This window comes from Paenibacillus phytohabitans, from assembly GCF_013141775.1.
Lineage (GTDB): Bacteria > Bacillota > Bacilli > Paenibacillales > Paenibacillaceae > Paenibacillus_AQ > Paenibacillus_AQ phytohabitans.
On sequence record NZ_WHOB01000018.1, the window covers coordinates 119,485 to 138,314 of the forward strand.

Sequence of the window (18,830 nt, forward strand, 5' to 3'; positions counted from 1 at the left end):
GTTCTACCGCAAACGGTAGACTACCTTATCATAACATATCCGGCTGCTCCAGAAGAAGAGGAATTTCTCTGTTTGACCGGATGCAGCAGCTTCATTTCCTGCCAGTCTTCGGCGGCAAGCTGAATCTGCTCTACTGTCCCTGAACCTGAACGCAGCAGATTCCCCCGTACTCTCCACGGGCGCCCGCTTATTTGCTCCGGAATGAAGTCTGCAGTTTGGCCCTGCACGGAAATTCTAACCTTGATTCCCCAGCCCAGCGCCTGCTCCATCACCTTCTGCGCCGTTGTCATATGGTATTGCCTCCACTGGTTGAACCACATTTGCGGAACGGCATCTTCACCCGGAAGCAGCTCCTGATCCTGCGCTGTCCCCGCCAATGGCAGGAGCTTCGGATACGCTGCAGCACCAAGCAGTCCCCGTTCCCCGGCAGGAGAAGGAAGCTCATAACGGAGTGATGCTGCGGACCGTTCAAAAGGTCCGAACGGGTTGTGCGGCTGCAAGGCCTCCTCCCGGCCACCGATGATTCTTGGCGGAGCCAGCCCGGCTGCAGCCAGCTCCTTGCGCAGCTGGCCGACAGATTCCGGGCGAACGATGAAGTGGAGCGGGCCAATCCGGGTCAGAATATCCTGCAGCCGGGGATGCGCAGCAATATCTCCGCTCTCCTGTTCACCTGCACAGGACAGCAGAATAACCTCGGACAATGATGTCCGCCCGATTCCCTTAGCCCACTGCCGAAGCGACAGCTCCACCTGCTCCGGCAGCCCTCCCTGAGCATGCGCGGTAAGCCAAGCAATGGCATTCCCGGGAGGACAGCCCAGCTCCGCTGCGGACTCCAGCATTTCCCGGGTCAGCCGGAAGCTCCAGAGGTCCTGATTATGCAGTAGCTCGGCGTATCCTGCCAGGGTCCAGCGGATGGTATACGGAACTTCAGGCGGGACCAGCACCTCGAAATCCGGCTGGACAACGAACCTGCCGGCCGCAGGTACAGCAGATTCTGCAGGCAAACCCCAGTCCGCGCCAGTCTGCCCTGACTTCAATGAGCTGCCGGAGAGTATCTCCTCCTTCTGCACCTCCTCCTGCTCCTCCTGCTCCTCCTGCTCCACCTGCTCCTGCTCCTCCTCCTGCTCCTGCTCCTGCTCCTGCTCCTGCTCATAATCATGCTCATGTTCTGGCCAGCCTTCTGGTACAGCAGTTCCGCCGAAGACTTTATCTGGTTGCGATTCCTCCGCTTTCACAATACCTGTATCTTCTCCGCTTATCTCCGGTTCTATTGTACCTGCCGAAGCTCTGTCCAATTGCGGCTTCACTGCCTTCCACCGGAAGCAGGGCTCTCCCTTGGCTGAATAACCCAGGTCACACCAGCCGAAGCCTGCCAGGCAGCGGAGCCAGGCAATGGCGGACGCTTGCAGCTCCGGACCGTCCGGCCCAGCAACGGACTGCTCTTTGGCAAGGCCTCTCTGTATCATCCAATCCAGAAGAGGCGGCACGGCAAACCATTCTCCCGGGGGGAATTCCGCCGTGGAGATCAGATGTCTGAAATGCTGTCCGGCAGGCTCCGGTGAGCCGTATCGGCTGATTACAATCCGGTATAGCGTATCGGTCATCTCCTGCTCGGTCAGCTCCAGCCAGCACTGCAGCTTCGTTATGTCTATTAAATATCCGCTGCTGCTGCGGCTGATCAGACCCAGAACAGCCATTAAATCTACGATAACTGTTACCGGAAGCGGGTATGGCTCAGAACTGGCCTGGTTGAGCTTAAGTCCAGCAAGATGCTCCTCCTGCACCGACAGCTGGCCTGCCAGCAGACCGAGCTGCTTCTTGTGTATGAGTCCCTTGGCCGTCAGCGGCAAGCCCTCCCGCGCTGTAAATAACAGCCCCCGGAACAGCTCGGCAGCCAGACCCGTGCAGGCAGCAAGCTGGGCCTGTACATCTGTTTCTCCGAGACTCTGCGGACAGGCAGGCCAGAAGCTACGCCCGATCCGGGGGAACCTCTGCTGCGGGATCTGATACAGCTTCTCTCCCCACATTGTCTGGCGCAGCTCCAGCATTCCTGCCATGAGCAGCTCGTTCAGCGCCAGCTCCTGCTCAGCGCGGCACAGGAATGCCGGCCGCAGCCGTTCAATGCTATCCGCCGCACAAGGGCTGGCTGCATGTTCCGCACAAATCGCCTGGAGTACTGCCTGCGCTTCCGGCGTCAGCTTCTGCACATCTGGATCAGGCTCCTGCCTCATCATAGAATAGCCTCCTCCGCGGATTCCAGCATTCTGACTGCGTAATCATAGCCTTGCTCGGTTAAGAACATCCTGCGCCGCAAGGCAAATTCCTGCTCCCTGCTGTCCCCCGAGACCAGCGTATAGAAATACGCCTTGTTGTCGCCCGGCTTAGGCCGCAAAATACGCCCCAGCCGCTGAGCCTCCTCCTGCCGCGAGCCGAAGGCTCCGGATACCTCAATCGCCACCGAGGCATCCGGCAGATTGACGGCAAAATTAGCCACCTTCGAGACGACCAGCAGGGGCAGCCGCCCTTCGTTGAAGGCGGCATACAATGCGCTCCGTTCCTTCTGTGTAGTTTTGCCGGTAATAAGTGGCGCGCCCAGAGTCTCCGCCAGCTGCTCCAGCTGGTCCAGGTACTGGCCGATCACCAAAATCGCCGCCCCGGCATGTGCCGCAGCAATCGATGCCGCGGCCGCAGCCTTAGCCTGATTGCCGGCCGCCAGGCGGAACTGTTCTTTCGCCCCGGCATAGATATATTGCTGCCGCAGCCGCTCATCCATCGGGACTATCACTTCCGTACAGTCCACTGCCGCAATCCATCCCTGCCTCTCCAGCACCTTCCAGGGCAGATCGTAACATTTGGGTCCGATCAGGGAGAACACATCACCTTCCCGGCCGTCCTCCCGGACCAGCGTTGCTGTAAGACCCAGCCGGCGCGTAGCCTGAATGTCTGCCGTTGCCCGGAAGACAGGAGCCGGGAGCAGATGGACCTCGTCATAAATTATGAGTCCCCAGTTGCGCTCATTGAACAGATTCATGTGGACAAACGGTCCTCCCTTGGCTGTACGGTGGGTCAGAATCTGATAGGTGGCGACCGTGACAGGCCGTACCTCCCGCTTCTCACCGGAATATTCCCCGACTTCACCCGCGTTCAAGGTCGTCCGCTGCAGCAGCTCACCCCGCCACTGCTCGACCGAGGTGGTGCTGGAGGTAAGAATCAGCGTTTCACACTGCAGATGCTCCAGTACTGCAATCCCTACTACCGTTTTGCCCGCACCGCAAGGCAGAACAACAACACCGCTGCCGCCGATGCCCCCAATCCCCTGGAACTGCTGTATAGCATCTCTCTGGTAATCCCGGAGCCCGAAAGCCTCGCCGCTAATTCCGGCCCCCTTCCCCGCTTCCTCCGTCCAGGCAAGCTTCAGCTCCTGCCCGTCCCGGAAACCGGCATAATCGAGTACCGGATAACCAAGTCCTGTTAATTCCTGCTTGAGCAGCCCCCTGTTGCTCTTCGGACAATGGCTCTGCAAAGAGCCTGCCCTGTACCAGCCCAGCTCTTTCAGAATCAGGCTGCCCTCCAGTTCATCCAACAGTCCGGCCTGATCAGCCGAGAGCGTAATGAGCAGCGGATCAGTTTCATGCGTGCGCAGCTGCAATCTTCCGTACCGGGACATCAGCTGCCTGATTTCACTCTCAAGGCCGGAGGGAATTCCCCAGCGTGACAGCCTGCGGAGCTTAGCAATAACCGCCTCTGCTTCCTGGCCTCCAGCCGCTGCATTCCACAGGGACAACGGCGTTATCCGGTAGGTGTGATAGACCGGAGGGCTTTTGACAAGCTCGGCAAAATCAGCCAGGACTGCCCGGGCTTCCTCATATCCGGGATGGCCGCATTCCAGCAGAATGGTCCGGTCGTTTCTGGTAATGCACGCACCCTTTCCATCAGCATTCATAGTATTCCCTCCTTGTGATCTACAGTGTTTAAGCTTTAATGCAGCAGGAAATGGATTATCCCCTTAAACAGGTAGCACAAAATAACCCCACAGCGTGGGGCTTTCTGCATATTAATTTCAATTTTGAAAAAGCCCACCTCCGCGAAACGGACATGAGCTTTCCATAACACTATTTAATGCAGCTGCCGCTGGGAAATACCGCTTAACGCCTCTGCTGCCTCATCCGCATAAACCCTTTTCACCGCCAAGTCGCCAAGCGACACAATTCCGATCAGCTTCTTGTCACGGGTCACCGGAATACGGCGGATTTGCCTTGAAGCCATCAGTTCCGCAGCCTCATCAACAGAAGCCGTCTCCGAAATGGAGATAACCTTCCGGCTCATGACGGTTTCAACGGCTGTGGAGCCGGGATGCTTGTCCGCATAGCCCCGGAGTACAAGATCACGGTCCGTGATTACACCCAGCAGCGTTGCCCCGTCGGCCGAATCTACTACAGGAATGAAGCCCGTCCCGTAATCTCTCATTTTGACGGCAACCTCATAGATATTATCGAGCAGCGTGACCGAAGCCGGATCGGCGGTCATTACTTCCTTGACTGTCTTCAAGAATGAACCCTCCTGTCTGCCATGTCACCATGCCATTTGAGAGTAGTTTTTCCTCAAGCGTCAAATATTATACAAATACATTATTGTTCATTCAGACAGGAATCGGCCATGGCTACCAGAAGCTTCGCCCCATAGAGCATGGCATCCTCGTCAAAGTCAAATTTGCTGTGATGATGCGGATAGACGGCATCCTTGGCAGGATTGCCAGCGCCCACAAAGATGAAGCAGCCGGGGATTTCCTTAACATAATAGGAGAAGTCCTCCGCAGGCATAATTTTCTCCATCAGCATGACAGTAGCGCCTTCTCCCAGCGCTTCCGGGGCGACACGGTAAAAGCGGTTAAATTCCGCTTCATCATTCACCAGCGGCGGGTACCCCATCAGATAATCGACAGTCGCTTCTGCACCATACGCTGCTGCGATGGAAGCCGTCATCTCCTCGATTCTGCGGCGGATCAGATAACGCGTCTCTTCATCGAACGCGCGCACAGTCCCGGTAATCCGGCAGCGCTCGGCAATAATGTTCTGGGCAGATCCGCCTTGTATCGTCCCTACGCTGACCACTGCAGGACGCAGCGGATCTACGGTACGGCTGACTATGCTCTGCAGCTGGGTGACAAGAGCCGCCCCTGCCACAATGCTGTCCACCGTACGGTGCGGCATGCCGCCGTGGCCGCCCTTGCCGATAATATCGATGAAAAATTCATCGGCGGAGGCCATCAGCGGGCCTGGCGCGCTGCCCACGGTTCCTAGCGGAAACGGCGTCCACAGATGCAGTCCATAGACGGCATCTGCACCTTCCAGCACTCCTTCTGCGATCATCCCCATTGCACCGCCCGGACAGACCTCTTCCGCCGGCTGGAACAGGAAGCGGATCTCGCCGCGGATATCTTCACGGCGTGAGCTGTAATAGGCAGCCGCAGCCAACAGCATAGCCGTATGCCCGTCATGTCCGCAGGCATGCATAACCCCGGGATTCTGCGAAGCATATTCCCGTCCATTTTCTTCAGTAATCGCCAGGGCATCCATATCTGCGCGCAGAACGACTGTTCTGCCGGGCAGTGCCCCTGTAAGTATACCTGTCAGTCCGTAGCCGGACCCGCTTCTTCTAACTTCAATCCCCAGCTCGGACAGTCTTGCCCCGACATAGGCGGATGTCTCCTTCTCCTGATAAGACAGCTCCGGATGGCGGTGTAAATGGCGGCGCCATTTCACCATCTCCGGCAGCAGCTCCTCTACCGCTAACCTCTCCATAATTCTCCATTCCCTTCTCCGGCAGCATACTTCGGACAAGCCTGCAGTCTGACTCTTCTATGTAAAGACCGGCCGCAGCATGCCATATATCTTTTATTGTAGCAGAAACACAAAAAAGTGGGTATCAATAGGCCCGCTCTACCTTGCACAACCCCGTGAAACATACTATCATGAGGAGGAACATCGCAAATTTTAATTACAAATGTATCATTATACTTCATACAGGGGAGTTGTGCGCTATGATATTTGAGAACACGGGCCTCGAAGGATTGAAGAGTGACCTTCTTTATCTGGACGAGAGCGCAACCAAGGCCGGGTTTATCCGCTGGCAGTGGGAATACTACCGCGCTACATACGACTGCAAGATAGAAGACCGCCAGAACGGCGGCGAGTACTTCCTGCGGATCAACACCCGCGCTGTGGAAGGGAAGCTGGAAAAGGCGGATGCCATACTGGCCATTGAAGCCGTCTACTTGGGCAAAGCCACTTTCCCCCACGGTCTGGAGTATGAATCTAAGGTGCCTCAGGCGGTACTGGATACTGCAACAGAGCATATTCATCAATTGAAGGAGCTGCTGGAAGCTTGAGTACCGCGAAGGGAAAAACAGCCTCCAAAGCCAGCCTGCCCAAAAGAGGAACGCCCGATTTCCAGTTGCTTATTCTTACCCTGCTGCTCGTCGGCTTCGGTCTGGTCATGGTCTTCAGCGCGAGCTCCAGCTTAACCCTGGCCAGTGAGAAATTCAGCTATGACGCTTTTTATTTCGTGAAACGCCAGTTAGTCTGGGCCGTGCTGGGAAGCTTCGTCATGTTCACTGTGATGAATATCCATTACAGCAAGTTCAAGAAATGGTACGCTCCGATCTTCGTCATCACGCTGGTGCTCCTGCTCTTCGTGGCTACCACCGAGAGAATTAACGGAGCCAAGAGCTGGATGAACATCGGCGGCCTTGGCATCCAGCCTACCGAGCTGGCCAAGATCTCTATCATTCTGTACCTGTCAGCACTCATCACCAAAAAAGGTGAACGTTTGCGAGATCTTCGCACCGGATACATTCCTGTGATGATCATCGTCGGTATTGTGGCCGGACTGATCATGATGCAGCCGGATCTGGGCTCTTGTATGATTCTCGTGGCTACCAGCGGTCTTGTTATCTATGCCGGCGGTGCGAGCATGAAGCATATTCTCGGCTCAATCGGCTTGCTGGTCCTGGGTGTCGCACTTGTCATGGGAGCCAAGACTGCCATCGACTCCCTGTCGCCGCCGACCGAGAAGGCAGCGGCCAATCAGGATTACAGACAAGGCCGGATTGAGGCCTTCCTGGACCCCGAGAATAACTCGGAAGGCAGCGGCTATAACATTATGCAGTCACTGATCGCTTTAGGCGAAGGCGGGACACAAGGCTCCGGTTTCGGCCAAAGCATCCAGAAGCTGCACTATCTGCCGTACCCTTATACGGATTTTATTTTTGCCATTATCGGTGAAGAGCTCGGATTTGTAGGAACCTCCGTCTTCCTGTTGCTCTATCTGTATTTCATCTGGAGAGGCATTCTGATCGCGCTGCGGTGTACAGACCCCTTCGGCACACTGGTCGGCATAGGTGTGATGGGGCTGATTGCGATTCAGGCCTTTATCAATATCGGCGGTGTGACCAACACCATTCCGCTTACGGGAGTTACGTTACCCTTCATCAGCTACGGCGGCTCTTCTTTGCTGGTCACCATGCTCTGCATGGGGATTATGCTCAGCATCTCCAGGGAAACCAACCGTCCCTCCAAAGAGGAAGTCGTCAAGTCCGTCACTACCGTCAGACAGGTACGTGCGAATAGCCGTGCCAGCACGCGTGCCCGTTAAGAGGCTGCATCCTGACCGGTTGAATAGGGTATAACAAAAGGCAGTCCGGATGAACTCCCCGGACTGCCTTTTGTGTACCCGCCATGCTCCTTAAGCAGTTAGCGCTTACGAGATCTCATCGTTCTTGAAGGCCACGCCTTCTACCTTAACATTCACCTCTACGATATGAAGCCCTGTCATGCTCTCCACAGCCTCGCGGACATTCTGCTGCAGCATCCGGCACACTTCGTGAATCGGCGTTTCATAGAGAACAATAATGCGCAAATCCACTGCCGCTTCCAGCTGGCCCACTTCAACAGTAACGCCCTTCTGCACATTCTTACCGCTCAGGCGTTTCGCCCAGCCCTCAGACAAACCGCCAGACATGGCTGCAATTCCGGGAGTCTCCAAAGCTGCCAATCCTGCAATTTTCGAGACAACATCATTCGATATCCGTATATTTCCCATTTCAAGTTGAAGTTGTTCTGCCATGCCATATCCCCCCTACACTCATTATCAATTATTGTAATTCGAAAACAGGCTAAAAAGCAAATGACTTTCTCGCATTCCCGTTTACAGTCAGGAACAATTTGGGTATATTGATTATGAATTCAACCTACATACAGAGACTGGAGTGTGCTTTACCTTGAAAAAATGGATCTCGCCGGCGCTGCTGGTCATCACCTTCCTCCTCAGTGCCATCGGACATTATGCGGACTGGGACCATACCCTGCAGTTCGTATTGTCCGCTATCTCGGTTATCTTCGTGGCCGGTTTCCTCGGCCGGGCGACAGAAAGCGTAGCCCACTATGCCGGTCAGCGGCTTGGAGGGTTCCTTAACGCCACATTCGGCAACGCTGCCGAACTGATCATCGCCTTCTTCCTGGTCAAAGAAGGACTTTTCGACATGGTCAAAGCCAGTCTCACCGGCTCGATCATCGGTAACCTTCTGCTGGTGCTGGGACTCAGTATTTTTGCCGGCGGTATGAAGTTCAAGGTTCAGAACTTCAATGTCACGCTCGCCGGGCTGAACGGATCGCTGATGATTGTTGCCGTTATCGCCCTGTTCGTGCCCGCCATGTTCTTCAACACCCACTCTATCACAGAGAAGGATACAGATGTACTCAGCCTTGTCGTCGCCGGCCTCCTGATTGCCGCTTACATGGCCTGGCTCGTCTTCTCTATGATTACGCACAAGAAATATCTCGCTGATGTAACGGATGACAGTGCAGAAGAGCTGCCTAATGAGCATGCTCCAGTCTGGTCCAGAAACCGTTCGATCCTCTACCTGGTGATCGCTACGGTTATGGTCGCTTTCGTCAGCGAATGGCTGGTCGGCACCCTGGAGACCCTGACAGAACGCTTCGGCTTCAGTGAGCTGTTCGTCGGTGCATTCCTGGTGGCAATCATCGGTAATGCCGCCGAGCACAGTGCAGCCATTATGTTGGCCATGAAGAACAAAATCGGCGCTGCGGTAGAGATTGCCGTAGGAAGCAGTCTGCAGATTGCCCTGTTCGTTGCACCGGTGCTGATCTTTGCCAGCTACTTCATGGGCAACACCATGTCCATCGTATTCACCACCATCGAGATTGTAGCTATTGCTGTATCGGTATTTATCGCCAAGTCGATTATTCAGGACGGCTCAACCAACTGGTACGAAGGTCTGCTGCTGCTCGCGGTATATCTGATTCTCGGTGTATCGTTCTATCTGGTATAACAACTCTGCACAAAAAAAACGCACATGAGCGGCCTCCCGGGTCCCCGTGTGCGTTTTTATGAATGACCGGAATTACATCTCCCGCTCCTCAGCCTTCTTATTGAGTGCTTCGTACAGTACAGCCAAGTTGCGTTCCAGCTTGCTCAGGACCTGCTTGCCTGTGAATTCAGGCACCAGCCCGGCTCTGACCGCAAAATCAACCTCTCTGGAGAAACCATACATCTGGGTATCCAGCACTTCCTCATAGAGAGGGCAGTAACGAGTCGCCAAATTCTCCATCTGCACTTCAATAAGCTTCTCAATTTTATTGGCATCTTCTTGTAGAAGATTGATTGCTTTGATATTAAGCTGTTCCTGCAAATCCGATGAAGTCATGCATTATCCCCCCTATGTCCAAAAGTTACAGCTTCTACTGCTTATTATACTTAATATTAGTCGAAATCAGGACCTAATACAAGAATTCAGTTTACGATTCGTGAAGAACGGACAAATATTACGGGTCACACAGCAAAAACGCCCTGCCGCAAGGCCGGACGTCTTCGGTAATAATGGATTACTCCGCTACAACTGTAAAGTTCAAATTGTGCTTAGCAAATACTTCGCTCATTGCTTTCTTGGCTTCCTCGGCATCTGTGCCATGTACATGAAGCTCGTAGCTTTGGCTGGATACCAGAGTAGTGAACAGACCAAGGATACTCTTAACATCAATGTACTTGTTGTCCGCTTGTAGAACGATAGATGAATTAAACTGGCTGGCTGTTTGTGCAATATCCACGATTGCCGCATTGTTACTGGACATAGGAATCCCTCCGCAACTTGATAATAAACTTAAGTTCATTTGTAACCAATTCCATGATACATTGAATCCGCTTACTCACGCAAGGTGTTTCTTGAAAACAAGCTTGCAGGCTTGCATTTCAGAGCTTTGTATTACATTTTATTTCAGATTCTCGGGATTCAGACCTTCAAGCTCCGGCAGCAAAAAAATCCCGTCCTTGCGGATCAGCACATCGTCAAAGTAAATCTCTCCGCCGCCGTACTCCGGACGCTGAATGAGCACGAGATCCCAGTGAATGGACGAACGGTTGCCGTTGTCAGTCACATCATAAGCCTGGCCCGGTGTAAAATGCAGGCTGCCTGCGATCTTCTCATCGAACAGAATGTCCTTCATCGGATGCAGAATATACGGGTTGAAGCCAATGGCGAATTCGCCGATATGGCGCGCGCCGTCATCGGAATCGAGTATCTCGTTCAACCGCACCGTGTCATTACTGGAGGCTTCGATGATTCTGCCGTTCTCAAACGTAAACTTCACATTCTCAAAAGTCACGCCGTTATAGAGCGTCGCAGCATTGTAGCTGATCGTCCCGTTCACAGAGTCACGCACCGGTGCGCTGTAGACTTCACCGTCGGGAATGTTCTTCTGGCCGGAGCATTTCTCTGCGCCGATGCCTTTGATGGAGAAGGTAAGCTCCGTTCCGGGACCGGCAATCCGCACCTTGTCTGTTCTGCGCATAAGCTCAGCCAGCGAATCCTGGGCTTTGTCCATTTTGGCATAATCCAGATTGCAGACCGCAAAGTAAAAGTCTTCAAAAGCCTCGGTTGTCGTATTGGCAAGCTGCGCCATACTGGCATTAGGGTAACGCAATACTACCCATTTGGTATGCTTGACGCGTTGTTCGCTATGTACCGGGTGGGAATAGAGTGAATTATAGAGCTTCATGTTCTCTTCGGGCACATCAGCCAGATCATTGACATTCTCACCGGCACGGATGCCGATATAGCAGTCCATCTGCTTCATCCGGTTCAAATCGATCTCTGCCCAGGTCTGGATGCCTTCAGGTGTTGCATATTTAAGCATGCTGCGCAGAACGGTACGATCCGTCAGCTGTACAAATGCACGGCCTCCGGCTTTGCCCACTTCTTCCACTACTGCTTTAATTAAATCTCTTTCACTGCCGATCATTTCGACGAGCACATTCTCGCCGGGTTGTACGTTTACGGAATACCCTACCAGGTTCGCCGCAAGCTTCTGAATTCGTGGATCATTCATGTTTCTCTCTCTTCCTTCCTCATGCTGAAAATAAATATACCGTTATATTGTAGCACGCCCGCTAAAGAGCGCAAGCTCTTACGGCATGTGAGCTTTCATTGATAGCCATAGAAATCAACCTGTGTAATGTAGGTTTCTTCAGTAACCACTCCCGCACGGCCGGGGGAGGTTGTCGTCCGGTTACAGGTCAGCCGCGCGGGCAGATTGCGCTTCGCATCTACCTTGAGATAATAAACCGTCCTGATACTGGCTTGCTTCAGTCTCTGCTGCAGTTCAGCCTGCTTCTGCTCCCATAATGCTGCGCGTGCCTCCAGCTCCTTAGCGGGCTTCCCAGCAGCCGTTCCAGCGGCAACCTGGCTAGCCGGCCGTATCGCCTGCATCTCCCGTTCCAGCTCCGCCGACAGCTGGCTGCGCGCTTCCTCCGGCGTCAGTTCAATGCGCAGCACGCGGGTTCCCCTGGCACTCCCCGCCTCCTCGGTTACCGTCTTCTCCAGCCCCTCCAGCTCTTCCAGCTGCCGGAGCGGGTTCAGCGCCTCCAGCGGATTGCTCTCCTGCAGAGGCTGCGCTGCCTGCTGCGCCTTCCATTCACCGTCTTCCTTCACCAGTCTGGTGTAGTAGACCGGAACATCCCCTGAGCCCTGCTCAAGAGGATGCGGAGCTGATCCGGCGGCGGTACCCGGCTGGCTCCCGTCCGGCAGCAGGGAATATAAGCTGACCTTGTTATGGTCCGCCACCTTTCCTCCATAATAGAGTGAGGATTCCGGAACCGCCTTGCCGCCGACCAGCAGCGCTGCCGCCCCTTCGAAGGAAACGCCGTCGCTGCCGTCCATTCCGGCCAGCACGAGACTCAGATCCTCGTCAGCCGGCCTGTCATTCATGACGCCGCAGCCGCTTACAGGAATCAAGCAGATCAGCAGGACAAGGGAGAGGATTCCTGCGCGGGACAGCAATAATTTCACCATGGCATTCAAGACCTCCGGTCGGATTATCATTCATTCTTCCTAGGGTCTCCCTGATTGCAAGGCTTATACGCAAATCAACCCCACAAACAACCCCACAAAGTGGAGCTTAGGCTTCGATGATGACCCAAGTACTTTGCGGGGACCCCAAAAACAACTCCACAAAGTGGAGCTTAGGCTTCGATGATAACTCAAGTACTTTGCGGGGACCCCAAAATAAATAAAAGAACCCTTGAGGCTTAGGCCCAAGGATTCTTAGCGGTATTCTCAACGATTTTGTTATCAATCACTACCTGGTTCCGGCCGTTGTTCTTGGCTTCATACAGCGCCATGTCCGCCCGGTAGAAGAGCGATTCTACACTCACCCGCTCATCTGTCCAGCTCCACTCTGCAATACCGCAGGACACGGTTACACGCGGCTCCGTCTCCCCCATCACCCGCTTGCGGATGCGCTCGGCCACAAATACTGCCTGCTGCACCCCAAGCTGGGGCAGATACACGGCAAGCTCTTCACCGCCCCACCTGGCCGCGATATCCCCCTGGCGGATCGAGGACTTCACAATTTCACTTACCTGCTTCAGTATCTTGTCACCCTTCTGGTGGCCGTAAGTGTCATTGACCGCCTTGAACTGATCGATGTCAACAACAATCAGCGTTCCGCAGAAATCCGTAGACTGCCGCTGTTTGATCTCCTCATCCAGATAATGCCGGGCGAAGAGTCCGGTCAGGCTGTCGCGGTTCGCCAGGCGCCGCACTTCAGCATGCAGCCGCGCGTTGCCGACCGCAAGCCCGATATGCCCGGCCATAGCCTGCAGCAGCCTGTAGCTGTCATAGGAGAAGAAGTGGGCGTCCTTATGGGCAAGCATAATAGCCCCCCGGACTTCTCCACCTACATTTAGCGGAGTGGCGATCAGCGATTGCGAGCCGGTCGCATCCAAAAGCTTAGAGGTCACTCCTGCGGCGTACTTATAGTCGGATAGAAGCAGCGGCTCGCCTGAAGTATAGACCTTCCCGCCCAGTCCTTGCCCGGCTTCCACCAATTCCCCCAGCAGCGGGATATGATTACAGGCAATGACTTCGAGTCCGCCTCTTTCTTCATTCATATGGAGGATACAGCAATAATCGGCCTCGAACATCCCCAGAAGCTCCTCAAAGGCAAATTGAAAAATATCCCCAAGACGCAGGCTCTGATTGAGGCGCTGCGTAAGCTCATTACTCATGCGCAGCTCCCGGATAAGCTGATTGGAGCGTTCATACAGCTTGGCGTTCTCGAATGCTGTGCCGGCCGTATCCGCAACCATAGTCAGAAAACGCAGATCTACTTCACGGAAGGAGGGCTTGTCCATTACCATATGAAAGACGCCATAGACACCCTGCTTGCCTCCGAGCGGAAGACCTACCTCAACCGTACAGCTGTCCTCACGTCCGGCATGAAGCGCAACCCGGCCATCCTTGAAGGCTCTGGCACAGACGTCATTAATCGCCCAGTGGAGCGGCAGCGGTTTGACCTGGGGATGCGTACTGCGGTGGTCCTGCGACATGAACAGGTCCAGCCGCGCTCCGGGATACATCGCCGCAATACTGTCGATCACCTCGGTAAGCACAGCATCCACATCTATGTTGTCATGCATCCGCTGGACAATCTGAAAGAGCAGTGAACGGCGGCTGCTCTCCCGCTCAGCATGCAGGTGCACACCTGCAAGATCCGAAACAAATACATGCTCAAATTTATGATAAAAGCAGGTCTGGAAGTGCATCGACATCGCTTCTGCCGTATGTCTTCCGCCCTCGGCATACTGCTCTGACGGCATCTCACAGCCGAGGACCGCGAATATTTCCCCGTGCCCGCGTGTAAAAATCGGCATAGCTAATAATGTCCGCGCCTGTCCATCCTCCTGAACCTCAATGGCATGCATCCCGCCAGAGCGCAGACAGGCTCCCGCCGCCTCTTCCCATTCTGACTTCCAGCGCCCCTGCCGGAATTCGTATATGGGATCAATCCATTCCGCTTCATAGTTCAGTACACACCAGTTCCATGACTTGGCGAAGGACGGTACGGCCTGTCCCAGCCATTCATTGAAACTCTCGGCAATCAGGTTGGCTGCATAAGGAAAATCATGGGACACTATGTCCGTCTCCCTCAGCCAAGCAGCGGGATCTTCATAATCTCCGCCTGATTGCTTGGTGTCCTGTAACAGCATACGACTGCCCTTGCGGTCGTATGCTTCCTGCTCCGACATAAAGAGGATCCCCTTTGCTATTTGATATCAAATTTTCCCGATAACATCTAATTAGCTATATTTTACTCCCTTTTCTTAGGTATTGCATTATATTTTCCTCAAAACCGGGATTTTTTTTAGGACCAAAGAACTAACGACAAAGATAGACAAAAACTCTTTTAAGTTGCGCTTGACTTTGACTGTCATTTTCATATAATATTTATTGTTGAACAAGACTGTAACAAGTCTTAATTGGGCGTAACGTTGTGTCACCCTCTACGCATTTCGTTACTGCCAGGGCAGCGGCTGAACTTCCCTCGGCAGTGTGAAACCATCTAACGCTTTCACGGATACGATTTGCGGCGCAAATAGGCCCTACAATACATTTGCAAATTAAAAGGAGTCTACTATAATGGCACGTTACACCGGACCTAAATTCAAACTCAGCCGCCGTCTGGGCATTTCCCTAAGCGGTACAGGCAAAGACCTGAAACGCCCTTTCCCACCAGGACAGCACGGCGCTAACCAACGCAGAAAAGTAAGTAACTACGGAATGCAGCTTTTGGAAAAACAAAAACTGCGTCACATGTACGGCTTGGGCGAAAAGCAGTTTAAAACTCTTTTCACCAAAGCACAAAAGCTCCAGGGTATCGCGGGCGAAAACTTCATGTTCCTGCTCGAAAGCCGCTTGGACAACCTGGTTTACCGTCTTGGATTTGCTAACTCCCGTGCAGGCGCACGTCAGCTGGTATCCCACGGCCACGTAACCGTTAACGGCAAAAAAGTCGACATCGCTTCTTACCGCGTAAGCGTGGGCGACGTTATCGGACTTCGCGAAAGAAGCCGCGCTATGGGTTCTATCAAAGAAGCTCTTGACAACCGCTCCCACCTTCCAGGCTACTTGGAATATGCTGATGGTTCATTCGAAGGCAAATACATTCGTTTGCCGGAACGTGCCGAGCTGTCCCAAGATATCGATGAGAAACAAATCGTCGAATTCTACAACCGTTAAGATTCTGCTTCCAGCGAATCTGATCAAAGCTCCCGGATACTTTATCCGGGAGCTTTTTTTTGTTCTATACCCCCTTTCCGCATGCCAGCACTCCTATAGTTTGCTCCTGAAAACAACACCCGGGACTACTCCGTTCTCAGAATCTTTGGCAAAAGCAGCGTCAGAGTAAATCGCCTGCGGCAGAAGCGCATTCAAAATCGCCAAATTGTGCTATAATAGTTCCGTTAAAAGGAGGATAATCGTCGATGGTTGAGGAGAATAAGAAGAAGACCGCAAAACAGCGTCCACCGCGCAGATCCTGGCTCCGCAGGTTCGGTTCAGTCGTGAAGTGGATGTTTATACTCGGTATACTCGGCATTCTGTTTGCCGGTGGCGCTGTGGCAGGCTACGTGACTTCGATAGTGAAAGATGACCCTGTCCGCACCGAAGAATTAATTCAACAGGAAGTCAGCCAGAATGCCATTACCGGCTTTGCCTATTTCAGTGACGGGCAGCCGATCGGCCAGCTCCGGACGGAAGAAGACCGCAGACTTATTGAATTCAACGATATTCCACAGCTTGTGATTGATGCCGTTCTCGCTATAGAGGACAATAATTTCTACAATCATAAAGGGGTGGATTTCAACGGCACCCTGCGTGCAGTCAAGCAGAGGCTGCTGAACGAATCCGTTCAGACCGGGGGCAGTACGCTGACCCAGCAGCTGGCACGCCGCGTGTTCCTGAATCTGGACCGCACAGAAGACCGCAAGGTGAAGGAGATCCTGCTGTCGCTGCGGCTGGAACGTTTTCTGTCCAAGCAGGAAATTTTAACGGCATACTTAAATAAGGTTCCTTTCGGGAACGGCTCGAACGGTTATAATGTATTCGGCATCAAGGCTGCCGCCAAAGGCATCTTCGGTCTTGATGATCTGGAAAAGCTGAATGTGGCACAAGCGGCTTATCTGGCCGGCCTGCCCCAGCTCCCCTCCAAATACTCCGCCTTCAACGGCGTAGGCGAATTCAATGAGACTGCCTTTGGCCGGGCCATGGACCGCCAGCGCCTGGTGCTGCGGCGGATGCTGGAAGAGAACAAGATTACTACATCGCAATATGATGAAGCCCTACTCTTTGATATCAAGGGCTCGCTTGCTCCGCATACGAAGAAGGCTTATGCTACCTTCCCTTATCTGATGCTGGAGACAGAGCGCAAAGCGGCTGAAATCATGCTGACGCTGAACGAAGACAACACAGGTGCTGCTTCGGATTCTGCTGCCACCACCGACAACACGCTGCTTCTCGAGGAAGCCCGCCAGCAGCTGATGACCGGTGGCTACCGGGTATACACTACCATTGATAAGAAAGTGTACAGCGCGATGCACAGCATCTCGGAAGACAGTGATAACTTCACGAAGGACAGCAAGGCCAGAGGCAAGGAACAGACGGCCGGCATCATGATTAACAACAAGACCGGAGCGATTCTCGGGATGATTGAAGGACGTGACTTCAACATCGAGCAGATGAATTATGCTACCCAGATGGTCCGCCAGCCCGGTTCCACCATGAAGCCGATTGCCGCGTATCTGCCTGCGCTGGATGCCGGATTAATCCAGCCTGCCGGCATCCTGGATGATGCCCCGATTGTAATGAAGGACGGCGGCAAGGGCTTCCACATTCCGAAGAATGCCAATAACCGCTATCAGGGGCTGGTTACCGCCCGTTATGCCCTGAATAAATCCCTCAACCTGCCGGCCTTGAAGCTGTTCAATGACAAGGTTGGCATTGAGAATGCCTGGACTTTTTCCAAAAAGCTCGGGATTACCACGATTCAGGACGATGATTATAACGCACAGACCGGAGTAATCGGGGGGCTGCGTTACGGGGTTTCCGTTGAAGAATTAACGAATGCCTATTCCTCAATCGGCAATCAGGGCGCATTCAATGATGCTTATATGATTGAGAAGATTGTAGACTCCCAAGGCAAGATCATCTATCAGCACAAAGTGAATCCGGAGCAGGTCTTCTCCGAGCAGACCGCTTATCTGATGACGGATATGCTGCGCACAGTAATAACAGACGGTACGGCAAGTACAGTCAAAAGCAAATATGAGCACTTCAAAGAAGTTCCGATTGTCGGCAAAACCGGTTCTACGCAGAACTACGGGGATGTCTGGTTCATGGGCTATACCCCGGATGTTACCCTGGGCATGTGGGTTGGATACAAAGAACAGATTAACACCCTGCAGGGAGATACGCAGAAACGGCAGGCGCAGACTTTGTGGACCAAGGTTATGAATACCGTGATCGACAAACGTCCGGAGCTGTTCGTGACGAAGGAATTCCCGAAGCCGGAGGGCATCGTCAAAGCGACGGTCTCCGCTTACAGCGGCAAGAAGCCGTCGGAGCTGACGGATAAATTCACCACGGACCTGTTCAACGCCAAGTTCGTACCCACAGAAAGTGATGACGGAATCTCCAAGGCCAAATATATCACCTACAACGGGGTGAATTACCTTCCGCTGGAAGGAACGCCGGAGGATTTCCTGAAAGAGAAGATTGTCGTCAAGCGCGAGAAGCCGATTCAGAGCTTGGTCAAAGAACTGCTTGCGGCCTTCCCGGCCATGAAAGATCATGAATCTCTGTCGTACTACATGCCGGAAGATGCCAAGACTGACTTCCCGACTGAGGTGGACCCCCGGGTGGATGACGGCAACGCGCCTAGTGCTCCGGGTGAAGTGATGGTCTCCTACAGTACAGGCAAAGCTGTAGTTACCTTCACTCCAAGCGGATCATCCGATGTTGCGGGTTACCGGTTATACCGTTCACTGAACGGCGGCTCCTTCCAAAAGCAGGCCGTGCTATCAGCCGGTGAGAGTACCGTCTTCAAGCCCGGCACGCCTGCCAGCGCCAATGCCACCTTCTATGTGGCTGCTGTAGACGTTGCAGGGCATGAGACAGCCTCCGGCAGTGTAGCCGGGACTCAGCCTACACCAGAGCCGACGCTGCCTCCGGAGGAAGTACCGGGCTCTGACGGCACGGAGCCAACGCCGGATCCGGGTATTATCCCGGAAAGCAGCGATGATCCGGGAATGATCATTGTCCAGCCGCCGGGCGGCAATGAAGCAACGCCGTCTGGCAGCAGTAACGGAGCTGGCGGCAATACCGGTGCAACCACGCCATAAGTTATAGTCTATGGATGGCACCCATTGAATGAACTGCAAAAGACCGTTCCCTGTATCTGAGGGAACGGTCTTTTCTATAA

The 18,830-nt window shown here is 53.7% G+C and carries 15 protein-coding genes; 5 read left to right on the top strand and 10 right to left on the bottom strand.

All coding sequences use genetic code 11. The features are described from left to right. Window positions 1–20 precede the first annotated feature (20 nt). The 4 genes from GC101_RS05575 to GC101_RS05590 form a co-directional block, all read right to left on the bottom strand. Window positions 21–2,234 (bottom strand): helicase-associated domain-containing protein, encoded by a 2,214-nt coding sequence (locus GC101_RS05575; RefSeq protein ID WP_171716447.1) that lies wholly within the window; start codon window positions 2,232–2,234, stop codon window positions 21–23. Further along, the gene (locus tag GC101_RS05580; protein WP_171716448.1) at window positions 2,231–3,943 is read right to left on the bottom strand and encodes a DNA repair helicase XPB; all 1,713 of its coding nucleotides are present in this window, start codon (window positions 3,941–3,943) and stop codon (window positions 2,231–2,233) included. The genes GC101_RS05575 and GC101_RS05580 overlap by 4 nt, the downstream gene beginning before the upstream one ends. 173 nt (window positions 3,944–4,116) lie before the next feature. Next, entirely contained in the window at window positions 4,117–4,548 is a 432-nt protein-coding gene (locus GC101_RS05585) for a CBS domain-containing protein (RefSeq protein WP_171716449.1), read from the bottom strand. 80 nt (window positions 4,549–4,628) lie between these two features. Further along, window positions 4,629–5,801 (bottom strand): M20 family metallopeptidase, encoded by a 1,173-nt coding sequence (locus tag GC101_RS05590; RefSeq protein ID WP_171716450.1) that lies wholly within the window; start codon window positions 5,799–5,801, stop codon window positions 4,629–4,631. A gap of 239 nt (window positions 5,802–6,040) precedes the next feature. On the opposite strand from GC101_RS05590, the gene GC101_RS05595 reads away from it, so the two are divergent. Together GC101_RS05595 and ftsW are read left to right on the top strand one after the other, a co-directional pair. Continuing rightward, window positions 6,041–6,388: a YugN family protein gene (locus tag GC101_RS05595; RefSeq protein WP_042136549.1), complete on the top strand. Its 348-nt coding sequence runs from the start codon at window positions 6,041–6,043 to the stop codon at window positions 6,386–6,388. Beyond that, window positions 6,385–7,653 carry a putative lipid II flippase FtsW gene (gene ftsW / locus GC101_RS05600; protein WP_171716451.1) on the top strand — a complete coding sequence of 423 codons (1,269 nt, stop codon included), beginning with the start codon at window positions 6,385–6,387 and terminating at the stop codon, window positions 7,651–7,653. The genes GC101_RS05595 and ftsW overlap by 4 nt, the downstream gene beginning before the upstream one ends. Window positions 7,654–7,758: 105 nt before the next feature. Here the strand turns inward: ftsW and GC101_RS05605 are convergent, their stop codons facing one another. Then, a complete protein-coding gene (locus tag GC101_RS05605) occupies window positions 7,759–8,124 on the bottom strand; it encodes an Asp23/Gls24 family envelope stress response protein (protein WP_019911482.1) in 366 nt (121 codons plus the stop codon). Between the two features lie 154 nt (window positions 8,125–8,278). Between GC101_RS05605 and cax the strand changes: the two genes are divergently transcribed. After that, window positions 8,279–9,349 carry a calcium/proton exchanger gene (cax, locus tag GC101_RS05610; protein ID WP_171716452.1) on the top strand — a complete coding sequence of 357 codons (1,071 nt, stop codon included), beginning with the start codon at window positions 8,279–8,281 and terminating at the stop codon, window positions 9,347–9,349. Window positions 9,350–9,421: 72 nt separating this feature from the next. Here cax and GC101_RS05615 read toward each other — a convergent pair whose 3' ends face one another. The 5 genes from GC101_RS05615 to GC101_RS05635 form a co-directional block, all read right to left on the bottom strand. Next, entirely contained in the window at window positions 9,422–9,724 is a 303-nt protein-coding gene (locus GC101_RS05615; protein ID WP_039297956.1) for an Fpa/YlaN family protein, read from the bottom strand. A gap of 178 nt (window positions 9,725–9,902) precedes the next feature. Continuing rightward, on the bottom strand, window positions 9,903–10,148 hold the full coding sequence (locus GC101_RS05620; protein ID WP_042136544.1) for an HPr family phosphocarrier protein: 246 nt from the start codon (window positions 10,146–10,148) through the stop codon (window positions 9,903–9,905). Between the two features lie 138 nt (window positions 10,149–10,286). Next, complete coding sequence (locus GC101_RS05625) at window positions 10,287–11,402, bottom strand: aminopeptidase (RefSeq protein ID WP_171716453.1); 1,116 nt, start codon at window positions 11,400–11,402, stop codon at window positions 10,287–10,289. Window positions 11,403–11,497: 95 nt separating this feature from the next. Then, on the bottom strand, window positions 11,498–12,364 hold the full coding sequence (locus GC101_RS05630) for a hypothetical protein (RefSeq protein ID WP_171716454.1): 867 nt from the start codon (window positions 12,362–12,364) through the stop codon (window positions 11,498–11,500). A gap of 236 nt (window positions 12,365–12,600) precedes the next feature. After that, window positions 12,601–14,601 carry a sensor domain-containing diguanylate cyclase gene (locus tag GC101_RS05635; RefSeq protein WP_171716455.1) on the bottom strand — a complete coding sequence of 667 codons (2,001 nt, stop codon included), beginning with the start codon at window positions 14,599–14,601 and terminating at the stop codon, window positions 12,601–12,603. A 391-nt stretch (window positions 14,602–14,992) separates the two neighbouring features. Here GC101_RS05635 and rpsD point away from each other — a divergent pair, with 391 nt between their 5' ends. After that, a complete protein-coding gene (rpsD, locus tag GC101_RS05640; RefSeq protein WP_039297946.1) occupies window positions 14,993–15,592 on the top strand; it encodes a 30S ribosomal protein S4 in 600 nt (199 codons plus the stop codon). Window positions 15,593–15,837: 245 nt separating this feature from the next. Then, window positions 15,838–18,750, top strand: coding sequence for a transglycosylase domain-containing protein (locus GC101_RS05645; protein WP_171716456.1), 2,913 nt, complete (start codon window positions 15,838–15,840; stop codon window positions 18,748–18,750). Window positions 18,751–18,830: the final 80 nt, after the last annotated feature.